The sequence below is a fragment of the Candidatus Ozemobacteraceae bacterium genome (genome assembly GCA_035373905.1).
Lineage (GTDB): Bacteria > Muiribacteriota > Ozemobacteria > Ozemobacterales > Ozemobacteraceae > MWAR01.
Map to the genome: position 1 here is coordinate 36,022 of DAOSOK010000021.1, position 13,702 is coordinate 49,723.

General features: G+C 62.0%; 8 protein-coding genes. 4 read left to right on the forward strand and 4 right to left on the reverse strand.

The window, feature by feature from the left end; all coding sequences use genetic code 11:
• The first annotated feature begins 37 nt into the window (after positions 1-37).
• The 4 genes from PLU72_11765 (at position 38) to PLU72_11780 (ending at position 6,784) form a co-directional block, all read left to right on the forward strand.
• Positions 38-1,105, forward strand: a complete 1,068-nt coding sequence (locus PLU72_11765) for an efflux RND transporter periplasmic adaptor subunit (GenBank protein ID HOT28859.1) — start codon at positions 38-40, stop codon at positions 1,103-1,105.
• On the forward strand, positions 1,102-4,179 hold the full coding sequence (locus tag PLU72_11770; GenBank protein HOT28860.1) for an efflux RND transporter permease subunit: 3,078 nt from the start codon (positions 1,102-1,104) through the stop codon (positions 4,177-4,179). Before PLU72_11765 ends, PLU72_11770 begins: the two co-directional genes overlap by 4 nt.
• 225 nt (positions 4,180-4,404) lie before the next feature.
• Complete coding sequence (locus tag PLU72_11775; GenBank protein HOT28861.1) at positions 4,405-5,490, forward strand: ADP-ribosylglycohydrolase family protein; 1,086 nt, start codon at positions 4,405-4,407, stop codon at positions 5,488-5,490.
• Between the two features lie 34 nt (positions 5,491-5,524).
• Positions 5,525-6,784, forward strand: a complete 1,260-nt coding sequence (locus PLU72_11780; GenBank protein HOT28862.1) for an arginine deiminase family protein — start codon at positions 5,525-5,527, stop codon at positions 6,782-6,784.
• A gap of 203 nt (positions 6,785-6,987) precedes the next feature.
• Here PLU72_11780 and PLU72_11785 read toward each other — a convergent pair whose 3' ends face one another.
• The 4 genes from PLU72_11785 to PLU72_11800 form a co-directional block, all read right to left on the reverse strand.
• On the reverse strand, positions 6,988-7,305 hold the full coding sequence (locus PLU72_11785) for a rhodanese-like domain-containing protein (GenBank protein ID HOT28863.1): 318 nt from the start codon (positions 7,303-7,305) through the stop codon (positions 6,988-6,990).
• A 65-nt stretch (positions 7,306-7,370) separates the two neighbouring features.
• Positions 7,371-10,343, reverse strand: coding sequence for a VIT domain-containing protein (locus tag PLU72_11790; protein ID HOT28864.1), 2,973 nt, complete (start codon positions 10,341-10,343; stop codon positions 7,371-7,373).
• Positions 10,344-10,462: 119 nt separating this feature from the next.
• Positions 10,463-10,909 carry a hypothetical protein gene (locus PLU72_11795; protein ID HOT28865.1) on the reverse strand — a complete coding sequence of 149 codons (447 nt, stop codon included), beginning with the start codon at positions 10,907-10,909 and terminating at the stop codon, positions 10,463-10,465.
• A 355-nt stretch (positions 10,910-11,264) separates the two neighbouring features.
• Positions 11,265-13,610: a hypothetical protein gene (locus PLU72_11800; protein HOT28866.1), complete on the reverse strand. Its 2,346-nt coding sequence runs from the start codon at positions 13,608-13,610 to the stop codon at positions 11,265-11,267.
• Positions 13,611-13,702 lie beyond the last annotated feature (92 nt).

The following is a 13,702-nucleotide window of genomic DNA, read 5'->3' on the forward strand; positions in this document are numbered from 1 at the left end:
CAGGTCCACGGCGAGTTACTATATATTTAGGAATATTATGAACAGTCACACTTCCAGCAGAACCTTGATCCCTGCAGTTGCTGCTCTGATCCTGTTTCCCCTTGCATCTCCGGCGTTGCCGCCCACACCCGATCCCGGCAAGGCGGCACCAGTCACGGCGTCCGTCGCATCCGCTTCGGCGCACCATCAGGAAGCCGGTTCCCTGACGACCATGGGCGAGCTGATCGGAGAAGTCGGGCCGATGCGCAAGGTCGCCCTCGCGTTCAAGGTGAGCGGGCGGATCGAGCAGGTTCCCCTGTTCGCCGGAGACGCGGCGACGGCGGCCGCGCCGATCGCCACGCTCGAGCCGCGCGATTTCGAACTGTCGGTAGAACAGGCCGCCGCGGCTCTCGAAGCCGGCCGAGCCCGCCTCCGCCAGCTCGAGACGGGCTCCCGCCCCGAGGAAAAGCGCACGGCAGACGAGAATCTGAAGCAATCCCAGGCCAACTGGGAGAACGCGAAAGCGGACCTGGCGAGAAACGCCGACCTGTTCAAGGCCGGGGCGCTGTCGAAGCAGGCTCTCGACGCCGCCGAGGCGAAGGCCAAGGTGACCGAGGCCCAGTATCTCGCCCTGCGCGCCCAGAAATCGCTCGTCGACCAGGGGCCACGCCTCGAGGAGAAAGACGTCGCCCGCGCCACGATTCGCCAGCAGGAAGCCGCGCTCCAGCTCGCGAAACAGCAACTCGAATACGCAACGCTTCGCGCACCGTTCGCCGGCGTCGTCGCCCAGCGCCACCTCGATGAGGGCTCCTACGTCACCCCCGCCGCGCCGGTCTTCACGTTCATGCAGGTCGATCCCGTCAAACTCAACGTCGAGTGTCCCGAACGCTTCGTCCCGGCCCTGTCGGCCGGACTGCAGGCCGTTGTGACCGTCGACGCCCTTCCCGGGCGCCAGTTCACCGGCACCCTCGAGCGCACGCCCGCCGCGATCGATTCGAAGACCCGGTCCGCAAACGCCGAAATCATCGTTTCCAATCCAGAAGGCATCCTCAAGCCGGGCATGTTCGCCCGCGTGAAATTTCTGAATCCCGCTGAATCCCGGCCAGAACAAGGAGGCCGGAAGTGAACCTCGCCGCCATCTGCATCAGGAGGCCGGTCTTCACGGTCATGATGACCCTGGCGCTCGTCGTCCTGGGCATGTTCTCGTATCAGCAGCTCGGCCTCGACCTCATGCCGAAAATGGATTTCCCGATCGTCCGCGTCTCCGTCACCCTGCCGGGCGCCAGTCCCGAAGAAGTCGAGACGCAGATCGCCAAGCCAATCGAGGAGGCCGTCAACACCGTCGGCGGCATCGACGAGCTCAACACCAAATGCCTGTTCGGCCAGGCCAGCATCATCGTCAAGTTCGTCCTCGAGAAGGACATCGACGTCGCCGCCCAGGAAGTCCGCGACCGCATCGCGCGCATCACGAAGGATCTGCCGGAGGGCACCGAGGCACCGCTGGTCGAGAAGATGGACCCCGACGCGATGCCTGTCGTCACGCTCGTCATCAAGGGGCCAAAGGAGATGCCCCTGCGCGACCTGACCTACTTTGCCCGAAAACGCATCAAGGAGCAGCTCGAAGCCATCGACGGCGTCGGGGCGATCCAGATCGTCGGCGGCCGCGAGCGCGAGATCCGCATCGTCGCCGACGCGAAAAAGATGGGTGCATATAATATCTCCTCGGCGATGATGAAGGACGCGCTCAAGAGCCAGAACGTCGAGATCCCCGGCGGTGATGTGACCGAAGGCTCGAACGAGTTCATCCTGCGCACGCTCGGCCGCATCGACGAGCCGGCGAAATTCGCCGACGTGATCGTCGCGACGCAGAACGGCGTGCCGATCCGCATGAAAGACATCGCCGAGATTCTCGACGACGAAGCCGAGCCCCGCAGTCTGGCCCGTCTCGACGGAGAGCCTGCCCTTTCCCTCGTCATTCAGAAACAGTCGGGCGTCAACACGCTCGACGTGATCGACCGCATCCAGAAGCGACTCGAAGAGCTCAAGAAAAACTTCCCGGCCGGGATTTCCTACATTTCGATCCGCGACTCGTCGAAATTCATCAAGTCGTCGCTCCACGAGCTTCGGACGCATTTGGTCCTCGGCTCGCTGTGCGCCTCGTTCGTCGTCCTGCTGTTCATGGGAAATTTCGTCTCGACGATCATCTCGGCGCTCGCCATTCCCGTCTCGCTGATCTCGACCTTCCTCCTCATGCGCATGATGGGCTTTACCCTGAACAACATGTCGATGCTCGGTCTGACGCTCGCCGTCGGCATCGTCATCGACGACGCCATCGTCGTCCTGGAAAATATATTTAGGCACATTGAAGAGAAGCACTCCGACGCCGAGACCGCGGCAAACGAAGCGACGTCTGAAATCTACCTGGCGGTCATGGCGACCTCGCTGTCGCTCGCGGTCATCTTCCTGCCCGTAGCGTTCATGGAGGGCATCATCGGCCGTTTCCTGAACAACTTCGGTCTGACGATCGCGTTCGCCATCCTGATCTCGGTCCTGGTCTCGTTCACCCTGACGCCGATGCTCTGCTCGCGGCTGTTCCGGTACCGGTTCGCCCGCGGCTCCGGCCACAGCAAGAAGTCGGGCTTCTTCGGCTACGTCGACGCCGCCTACGGGCGCCTGCTGACCTACGCGCTGCGCCACAGGTGGCAGATCGTCATCGCGGCCGTCGTCTGCACCGTATTGGCGCTTCCGATCGGGAAGATGCTGTCGGTCGACTTCATGCCGAACGACGACACGAACGAGTTCAATGTGTATTTCCGCGCCGACGAGGGGAGCTCGCTCGAAGGCACGGAGCGGATCCTCCGGGAAATCGAGGGAAAAATGGCGACCCTGCGCGGCGTCAAACATGTGTTCGCGACGATCGGCGAAGGCTCGGGCGTCGGCGTCAACGAAGGCCAGGTGTTCATCCAGCTCGTCGACATCGCGGAGCGCGACTTTTCCCAGTTCGACGTCATGGATGACGCGCGCCGGATCATGAAAGCATACAAGGACCTGCGCCCCGCCGTCCAGGCGTCGAGCGGGTTCGGCGGCGGCTCTCGCATGTCCGACACGAGCTATTCGATCGCCGGTCCCGATCTGAACAGGATCAGCGAGTATGTCGACGCGATCGTGGATAAGATCCGCACCAGCGAAAAGATCGGCAATGCCGATTCCTCGTATATCAGCCGCAAGCCCGAAGTCCACGTGAAGCTCGACCGGGAACGCGCCTACCGTCTGGGCGTGCGGCTCGACGTGCTGTCGACGTCGCTGCGCACGCTCGTCGGCGGCGCAGATCAGATCACCCGTTTCAAGGAGAACGACGAGTTGTACGAGGTGCGGGTCCGCCTGCGTCCCGAGGACCGCGGCAACCCCGAGGCCATCTCCGGGCTGCTGTTGCCGACGACGCTCGGAACGCTCGTCCGGCTCGACTCGGTCGCTTCGATCACGGCGGGCTTCGGTCCCGCCCAGATCGACCGGCGCAACCGGCAGAGAAGTATAACGGTCAATATCAATCTTGGGAAGGGCGCCGCGCTGGGCGACGTGAACAAGATCGTGGAGAAAGCCGCCGCCGAACTGAAGATGCCCCCGGAATACACCGGGACGCTGATCGGCCGTTCCCGCGAAATGGCCCGGACGATGCGCGGCTTCATGATCGCATTCTTCATGAGCGCCATCTTCATGTATATGATCCTGGCCTCGCAGTTCGAGAGTTTCCTTCACCCGATCACGATCATGCTGTCGCTCCCCCTCTCGATCCCGTTCGCACTGGTTTCCCTGCTCATCGCGGGCAACTCTGTCAACATCTACTCGCTGCTGGGCATCTTCATGCTGTTCGGCATCGTGAAGAAGAACGCGATCCTGCAGATCGACTACACGAACACGCTTCGCGAGCAGGGCAAGGAACGGCGGGAAGCCGTCATCGAGGCCAACCACGCCCGCCTTCGGCCGATCCTGATGACGACGGTGACCCTCATCGCCGGCATGCTGCCCATGGCCCTCGGCAAGGGCGCCGGCGCCGCGACCCGCGCATCAATGGCGATCACGATCATCGGCGGCCAGAGTCTCTGTCTGCTCATCACCCTCCTGCTGACCCCCGTGGCCTATACCCTGTTCGACGACCTGCTGATCTGGCTCGGCAAGAAACTGCCGCATTTCAGGAAATAATTATATCTATTTCTATTTATTTCGGCGGAAGGGCCTTTCCCTTCCGCCTTTTTCGTTGAAATCCACCTCGGTTCCGTCCGCCCTGAGCCTGTCGGTGGGCGAATGGCCGCACGCGTTTCGGCAGGATCAACATGCACGGCCGTATCGGTTGTCTTTCGGCCTGCGATTTGCCAGATAGCGGAATCTCGGCATACAATCGCGCCATTCGAATCCGTGAGGTTTTTCATGCGCGAACGTGCGGTCATCGGTTCACTGCTTGGAACGGCGCTGGGCGACAGCCTGGGGCTGCCGTACGAGAACATCGGGCCGGCTCGCGCGGCGCGGATGTTTCCGCCGCCGCTGCGACACCGGTTTTTCTTCGGCAGGGGCATGGTATCGGACGACACCGAGCACGCGGCGCTGACCGCGCTCGCGCTCGCCCGCTCGCGCGGCGCCGAGGCGGCGTTCACCCGTGACCTCGCCTGGTCGCTAAGGCTCTGGATCCTGTGCGTGCCTGCCGGAATAGGCTTCGCGACCCTGCGGTCGCTGGTGAAGCTCTGGCTCGGCTGGAGTCCGGCGCGCAGCGGGGTTTTCTCAGCCGGGAACGGGCCCGCAATGCGGGCTCCCGTCATCGGGGCCTGTTTCTCGGCAGACTGCGCGAACGATGGCGCGACCCCGGAAGCCGCCGCTTCGGCAGCGCAACGCCGGGCACTGGTGCGAGCATCGACTCTCATCACCCACTCGGATCCCCGGGCCGAGCAGGGCGCCCAGCTCGCGGCCCTCGCCGCCGCCTGCGCCGCCCGGGCCGACCGCCCGGAGGACGCACCGGACCGGTTTCGCGCCCTGCTGCGTTCCTGCATTCCCGATCTCGCTCCAGAATGGATCCCCCTGCTCGAATCGGCCGCCTCCTCCGCGGCTTCGGGCGTGACGACGCAGGCGTTCGCCGCAAGCCAGGGATGGAAATCCGGCGTCTCGGGCTACATGCTTCACACCATTCCCGCGGTTCTTCACGCGTGGTACCGATCTCCGGGCGATCTCCGGTCCGCGCTCGCGGACATCATCGAAGCCGGCGGAGACACGGACACGACGGCGGCAATCCTGGGTGGCATCGTCGGCGCGGGAACCTCGCCGGATGCCTTTCCCCGGGATCTTCTGGATGGCCTCCGTGACTGGCCCTGGTCCGTCGAGTTTCTGCGCGCCTGCGGGGCCGCGGCCGCTTCCCCGGAAAAACCTGCGCCAACGGTTTTCTGGCCGCTCGTGCTGCCGCGCAACGTCGCATTTGCGGCGATCGTCATCACTCATGGCTTCCGGCGGCTGCTGCCGCCGTATTGAGGTCATTCATCTCACGAAACGCGAAAGGGCCGTTATGACATCGACACAGCAGAAGTTCGACATCTCGATCAGCTCCGAGATCGGCGCGCTCGAAGGCGTCATCCTCCACACGCCGGGCCAGGAGATTGAAAACATGACGCCGCAGAACGCCGAGCGCGCGCTATACAGCGACATTCTCAACCTGTCCGTCGCCTCGCTCGAATACGCCCAGCTGCGAGGCGTGCTCGACAAGGTCACGCGGACCTTCCAGGTCAAGTCGCTTTTGGAGCAGATGCTGAAGATTGACGAGGCTCGGCGGCACCTCATCGACAACATCTGTCTCAGCGAAGACGCCGAGGATCTCCGCGACGAACTGCTGGCCATGCCCCCCGGGGAACTCTGCCGCTGTTTCCTCGAGGGCGTGCTGATGAAAAAAGACAACTTGTCGCGCTTTCTCGACCACGAGAAATACTCGCTGCGTCCCCTGCACAACTTCTTTTTCACTCGCGACTCGGCCATCGCAATCAACGACTGGGTGCTTATATCACGCATGGCCAACAAGGTCCGGACGCGCGAATCCCTCATCATGGAAGCGATCTTCCGCTTCCATCCGATGTTCGACGTCCAGATCCTGGACCCGAACACCCCGCTCGAGGGAAAACGGGGCGTTCAGCTCGAGGGCGGCGATATCCTCGTTGCGCGGCACGACATCCTGCTGATCGGGATCGGCGCACGCACGAACCCCCACGGCGTCGACTTCCTCGTCGAGCATTTCCGAAAGCAGAAGCGGCCGCAGCATATCCTGGTGCAGGAACTGCCGTTTCAGCCGGAATCCTTCATCCATCTCGACATGGTGTTCACCTTCCTCGACACCGGTATCTGCATGGTCTACGAGCCCGTCATCATGCAGCCGAACCGGTACCGGACCGTGCGCATCAGCATCGACAACGGCGAGACCGTCCGGATAACGGAAGAAAAGAATCTCCCCGAGGCCCTCAAAGACCTGGGCATGCCGCTGGAGCTGATCAGGTGCGGCGCCAGTACGGACCCCTGGACGCAGGAGCGCGAGCAATGGCATAGCGGGGCCAATTTTTTCGCCATCGGCCCCGGCCGGATCATCGGCTACCGCCGCAACATCAACACGATCGAAGAACTCGACCGCAAAGGTTTTGCCATCATCGACGCCACCGAGGTTGCCCAGGGAAAAGTCGATCTAGGCCGCTACGGCCGGTGCGTGATCACCATCGACGGTTCCGAGCTCGCCCGCGGCGGCGGCGGCTGCCGCTGCATGACCATGCCCCTCCGCCGGCGCTGACCTTGCGCGGGTGGCATGTCCCGTTCGTCCCGAGCCTGTCGAAAGGTGAACGGCCGTTCGTGCTTCGACAGGCTCAGCACGAGCGGAGACGGTGAATCTTCTTTCGAGATACGGGACCCGGTAAAAGAATATCCCCGAATATCTTCGATGATATTCGGGGATATCGTCCGGACGAATCGTCAGCGCTTCGGTTGCGCGACCGGTCAGTCTTTGTCTACCTTGAACCCGGCGCTGATCCAGGCCATCGTGCCGCCGTCGACATTCACCAGGGCCGTCTTGTCTGCAAGACGAGGGGCCAGCTGGGCGCACGCCTGCATCGAGCGGCCGCCGCTCAGGCAGATCACGAACACCCGCTTCCTGCCTTTCAGGCGATCGGCCGAACCGGCGACTATACCAAGCGGTATATTTTCAGCGCCGGGCACATGCCCCGCCGAGAACTCGTCGGGCTCGCGCACGTCCACGACGAGCTCTTCTGCGCTCAGACCGCCGGAAAGATGTTTTTGCAGTTCCTGAACCGTGATATGTTCCACGCCTTCGACACCTCCAAAGAGTGACATGAGCAACGAAACGAGTTTCCCGAGCATCGTCAGAATTCCACCTCCCCGACCGTGAACGTTTCCTTCCGCTCGGTCAGACGCATCGTGATCGAGCGGCGCTTCTCGTTCGGGCGGCCGTAGTTGGTGAACACATCGACCTGGAGGGTGACGGCGCCCGACAGCGTCTGGGCGTTGCTGCCGAAGAAGTTCGTCTGAATCGTGTACATGCCCTTCATCGCCTTTTTCAGCAGGTATTCCTCGGGGCCGTAGCCCTGCGTGAAGTCGCACGAGACGAGGCCGCCGATGCCGGTGCGGTTGTAGCCGTAATACGCCTTCTCGCCCGACGGCTCGTTGACCCACAGATCCATGTCGGTCATGTCGGCGTCCCAGGTCATCACGATGCGCAGGTCGAGCTGCATCGGGTGGATGAACCGCGGGTCGACGCCCTTGAACTCCTTGATGCCGGCGGCTTTCGCCTTCGCAATCAGATTGTTCATCTCCTCGAGCGCCATCAGCTCGATCTCGCGGAACCGTCCGTCCCAGCGCTTCTTCGCGACGACGTCCCACAGCAGGCTCACCGCGCGCTCATACGCTCCCATCCGGCCGAGAACCAGGCCCAGGTCGCGATACGACTGGGGTTCTTCGGGCCGCATCTTCAGCACCTCCTCGAAGATGCCCGCGCTCAGTTCGAGCAGGTCGCGCTGGGCGAGGCGATGGGCCAGAATGCGCATCAGCGCCGGGTTCTCGAGCTTCAGCTCGGCTAGGTTCGACAGCACCTGCAGACCGATGGCATCCTGCTTCAGCCCGTAGAAGAAATCGGAGCAGTCGAGATAGAACGCCGGGGAAGAGCCGAACTCGGCTTTTTCCTTCTGATAGGCCGCGAATTCCGAGCCCTTTCCCGCCGCCTTGATCCGCTTCAGATACGGGGTGTCCGGGGTCCAGGCCTTCATCGCGACCCCGGGCTCGACCGGTCTCGCCGCGTTCCCGTCATCACGGGAGGCATCGGCTTTCTTGGATTCCGCCCCGGCCCCACCCGCGAAGCTGTCACTCTGCGCGGCATCGGGCTCAGCCGAGGGGGCGCTCATGGCCCGGGACGGGGCCGGCGGTGCGCCCGGCATCGGCATCGACAGTCGCTCTTCGGAGGCTTCGGACATCTCCCGACGGACACCGCCGCTTTCGAGGGAGTCGGCCCGGCCGATCGACTGCTTCATGCGAAGCTTGTCCTGGCCCGTCCAGGCGAAATCAGTTTTATACCAGTTGATACGGTTGTTCCAGAGGCTCAGCATCTCCTCGAGTTTGCCGCGCTCGGCCTCCTTCAGTTCGGAAGCGCGTCGTTCCATCACGTCGAAGTATTGCTTCCGCCATTCCGCCATGTTCGCGGGAGGCACTATTTCATGCTCTATATATTGTTCCGGGCGTTCCAGGACGATCAGCGAGGTCTGCGGCGTCACGATGCTGTATCGCTTCCCTAGCGCGATCATAGCCTTCTCGTTTTTCGCGGGAAACGCCTCGAGGTCCTCGAGCTTCTTCTGGGCCCAGAATCTCCGCAGCAGGTCGCCCTCGCCGGCATCGGCGGCCTTCACGTCGAACTCGACGGTCTTCATGACCTTGCCGACGGTGCCGAACTTCAGGATGATCTTCGCTTCGCCCCCGGTCAGGCGCCCGGCGACCTCGAACCGGCCGCGCGCCGACTTCTGGAGCTGCGGCACGAGGTCATCCGCCCCCGCTCCCTCGGCCCCGAGGAACATGTACACCGGGCGGCCGATTCCCTTCACCGCCTCTTCGGGCTTCACGCGCTGGAGGTTCACGTACTCGCCGCCGTTCTGCAGGGCGAGCTGGCCGAGAAACGCGTGGTTCGCGCCCGCATCGCCGCTGAAGACGTAGAGCGGCGCCGCGAACTTCCCAGGCTCTTCCCTGCCGAAGTTCGAGATGCCGTCGGTGAACATCAGGTAGACGTCGGGAAGCTTGTCGCCGGACGGCGGAAGCGCGCCCAGCTGGGTGCCGCCGTCGTATTCGACCGCCTCGATCGCCTTCAGAAGGCCGGCCACGTCGCCGTTCGAGACGGTCATCGTTTCGGGCTTGCCGGGCACGTTGCGGAACGGGACGAGCTCGACCTCGACCGGCGCCGATTTCCAGGCGGCGAACGCGGCGCGCAGGACTTCGAACTCGGCCTTGCGGTCGCCTTTCGCGCGCGAGCCCGAGGCATCCCACAGGATCGTCACGCGCGACGGCAGTTTCATCGCGGGCAGGTCGGCCGGCGGTTCGACGGTCTCGCTGAGGCAGAAGTGCGTGTCGCCCTCGGGGCTCTTCTCGACGAGCACCCGCTGGGCCTTCGCGTCGGGGATCGCGATGCGAAGGGTCTGGCTGAGCGCGGCCTTCTCGAGCGACGTCTCTGCCGCGAAGCCGTTTTTCCATGTTTCGAAACTGAAGTTCGAGAGGCTCCCGGCGCGGATCTCGGGTTTCACACTTCCCCGGGCGACCTCGACGCGGAGGTTGAACTTCTCGACCTGGCCGTCGAACGAGAGAGGCAGGATATAGAGCGATTCGCCGCCCGCCTCGGCGAGCGAGGAGACGTATTTCACCATGACGGTGCGGACGCCGTTCGCCTCGATCGGGTAGACGCGGGTCTGGAAGCTGTTGCCCTTGACCTTCTCGATCAGCCCCGGATCGACGCCGCGCCGCATCTCGGTCTCGAACACCTCGCGGCCCTTCTGCTTCTCGACGACGACGCCGTCGACCAGCACGCCGTTCACGTCGAGGCCGTAGCCGCTGACCGTCGCGCCTTCCGGCAGGGGGAAGGTCAGGTCGCCCGCGAGCCGGCGGCCGTTCGGGTTGAAGAAGGTCATCGTCAGCCGCGTCTCGGCCAGCATGCCCTGCACGACCACCTTCGACTCGACGGCGCGAATCACGATCGGCTTCTCGGCGCCCTCACCGACGACGAGCCGGATGGGCGGCACGTCCTGGGCCACGGTCGGCGCCACCCAGGCCGCGATCAACAACAGGGCGATCAGCAGTTTCTTCATGAGACCTCTCCTTCGTTCTTCGCCGCCTTCGGGGCCGGCGCGATTCACACGCAGTATACCAAACGCATTCTCCCCGCACCGGATTCAGGGGCGCGTCGGATGTTCCGGCCAGAGTTTTATTATACTTTCCAATATTGTCTCAGGATCCGGATGATGTCCACCGGCCCCAGGACGGGAAACGAGTCGCCGGTTCGAATGATTTTTCTGTTCCAGGTCTCCCTGATCTTTTCATGCATTTCGGGGTCATACCCCTGCAACGTCTTCGAAAGATTCTCGGCCGTGAACAATGCATCGGCCTCCCACGGTTCGGGCTCTCCATCGGCGGAAAGCCAAGCGTAATCGTCGTTGTATTTCAGCCTTCTCACCAATGCGCCACGGTTCCAATGCTCGTAATGGATGAAACCGACATTTTCCTGCTCGGCCAGATACACGACCTCGCCATGATCTTTTGAAAATGTGCTCAGATCTTTATCATCGAACTCCGGCGATTCAGGCGACAGATCCACCTCAGCGAACTGCCCCGCAGGCTCTTTTCTGCAATAGAAAACCGAATATGTCGAAGACACACCAATATACCTCCAGATATATTATAATTTCACCGTGTTCCGCATTGTCTGGACTTGGCTTCGTGCCGGTGGTTCGAGCATCACTGAAGCCGGCCTGCGGGAATTCGTCGCGGGGCATTTCGTGCTGTCCGGCGAGCCGGCTGTGATTCGTATCCACGGTGCCACGTCGGTCCGTGAGCACATCAATGCCTTGTGGCCGCACCTCGCCCGCGCGTAAACGTCTGCCAGCGGCAGCAACAAGCCGCACAACACGAACAACACCAGCCATCGACCGACAAAATCCTTCAGCCCGCCGTAATCGAACGGCTCGATCCCTTCCATGAGATCATCATCTTGGTCGCCGTCCGGCCCAATCCTATTGGAAAAGGGTCTGGATGGGCTGGTTCCGGAACTGCCGGGCCAGGTCGCCCCCGAACAGGCTGTTCCCTCTTTCGATCAGCTCCAGTACTCCCGGATGGACCGGAGAGAGGTGGAAGGCCTCCCCCAGGAACCTGACGAAATAGTCGGGAACCCCCGAAAACATGATCCCCTTTTCCTGGTCCCTCGCGAGGGATGCCTCTACAAGGCCCAAAAGGTTGGGTATGCTTCCCGGAGCACATTCCAGGGCCCTGTTGAGCCAGGACAACGCCTCGTCGAAATTGTGATCGTGGGCGAGAATTCCGGCGATCCCCCGCATCGCTTTGTCGGAACCCGCGTTGAGCTGGAGCTCCTTCTTGAAGAATTCCATCGCCTTCAGCTTGCTTGCCGCGTCACCGGGGTTGGCCAGGAACATGAGTTCGTAGGATTTTGCGATGTTGTACAAGACCTCGTGGCGATCGGGGAACCCCTGGTGGATCATCGAGAAGAGGGTCACCGCCTCATGGAACTTCCCTTCCGCCATATGCCTCAGGCCGAGCGCGAAATTCCCCGAAAAGTCCAAATGCCCCGCCTTCTGGAGGGCAAGCACCGCCCCCATGCTGGAATGGTGCATCACCATGAGCGCGAACTTTCCCTTCACCTCCTCGAACCCCTCCATGAAGCTCTGGAGGGAATCCCCGACCAGAATTCCCTGCAAGGGAATCTCGGTCTCGAGTCCGTCGTTGAAGATGCGCAGGAGCGGGCGGTCCTGGATCAGGACGTCCTCCCCCCGATGCCCCTGGACATCCTCGAGGAAGGCGATATCGATCCGGTTTCCCTTGAATTGCGACCTGATGGTGTGGATGTTCGGCGATTCGACGAACAGAACGATCGTGGGATACAGGTAGACCTGGGGTTCGAAAAAAAACGCCCCCACAGCCCATTGGCCAAGAGCCTGGACACCTTTCTCCCCGCCCAGGCTGGCGGCTTTCTGCTTGAGGGCAAAAAGGGCTTTTCCGGCTTTCTGGTAGGTCTTCATTCCCCGATCCGAAACCAGGACCGACCTGACACGTTCCTCCATGGCGATGTGGCGGACCACGTCGTGGAGCCGCTGGGTCTCGAGGTTGTAGCTCCCGGGCGAAACGGCATCCCCGCTCCGAAAGGCTGCCTTCGCCTCATTGAAAACCGCCGCCAGCGTTTCCTGGTTGAGCAGGAGGGCGTTGGCGACCTTTCCGAGGATGTTTCGCTCTTCCTCCGTGATGACCCCATCCTCCAGAGTCTTCATCAAGATTTTCTTCAAAAATTCCCTGGGAGAGAAATCTCGGTCGAGAGCGGGAATCTTGTTCAGCTTCCGTCCCTCCTGGACCTGCTCGAAAATCCGGTGGTATCGCTCGTTGGAGATATCGAGGAAATCGCGGATGTTCTTGATCGCCCATTCTTCGTCGGAAGAGATGTTGCCGTCGCCCAGGATCTCCTCCAGGAGGGAACGGTATACGAAGGGAACGGTCAGCTCGGGAGACTCCTCCGTTTCGCTCGCGCGGGGAACGTCGGGAAGCCCCCCCAGGTTGTAGGTTTGCATCCAGGCGCCGATGGTGTCGTGGAAGTCGAGATGGGAACTCTGCTTCGTCCGCTGGAACACCTTCATTACCGGATCGTCAGCCTGTGAATACAGGAAGTGGAAGGCCTTCTTCGCGCAGGGAAGAACGAGCGCGAGCCCCTGCAGGAGCGGATGGAATTCCACCGCCGTCTTGAATATGAGCATGAGAACGTCAAGAAGGTTCAAAAACGGCTTGTCCCGCCGGTTTTGGGCGAAGTGTGCCAGATGGACCATCCACCGGGAGATGCAGATGCGAATGAACTCGTCGACTCCGTCCTGTGCCCGCCAGCCCTTGAAGCCGGGAGAATTGATGAATTCCCGCAGGTTCTGAAGGTGGAACTCGTAGAAGTTGTCGAAACGGACCTCGGATCCGGTTTTCGAATCGAAGTGGATGAGCAGGAATTGCTCCCCCGCGACGAAAAGGAATTTCGGGAACTCCCGGAGCTCCTGATGTCTCGCCTGCCTGGAAAGGAATTCGGTGAAGACCGGCAGGAGCGAGGTATACATCTCGAACTGCCCGGCTACCGGGGATGCGTATGCCTCCCTGACGCACAGGAAAAGAACCTGGGCGAACCAGAGGGCGTGTTCCTTTTTTTCCGGGCTCGCGAAGGAATCGCTGGAAACGATTTTCTGAAGGCTTATCTCAACCCGCCTTTCGTTGCGGCTTTCGACGGCCCGCGCGAGGTCTTTCCAGGGGGGCTGCAACTCCGGGGGCATCAGGGAAATCTTCTGTTGAATCAGGTCGTTCCAGGCAGGTTGTTTTTCCACGTTCATTCCTTCGCCAGAACGGATGGGACACCCTTTCCGCTTCGAAATCGCGGGGGGGGTGCCTCGTATGCTAGCAGATGCCACCCCGGTAT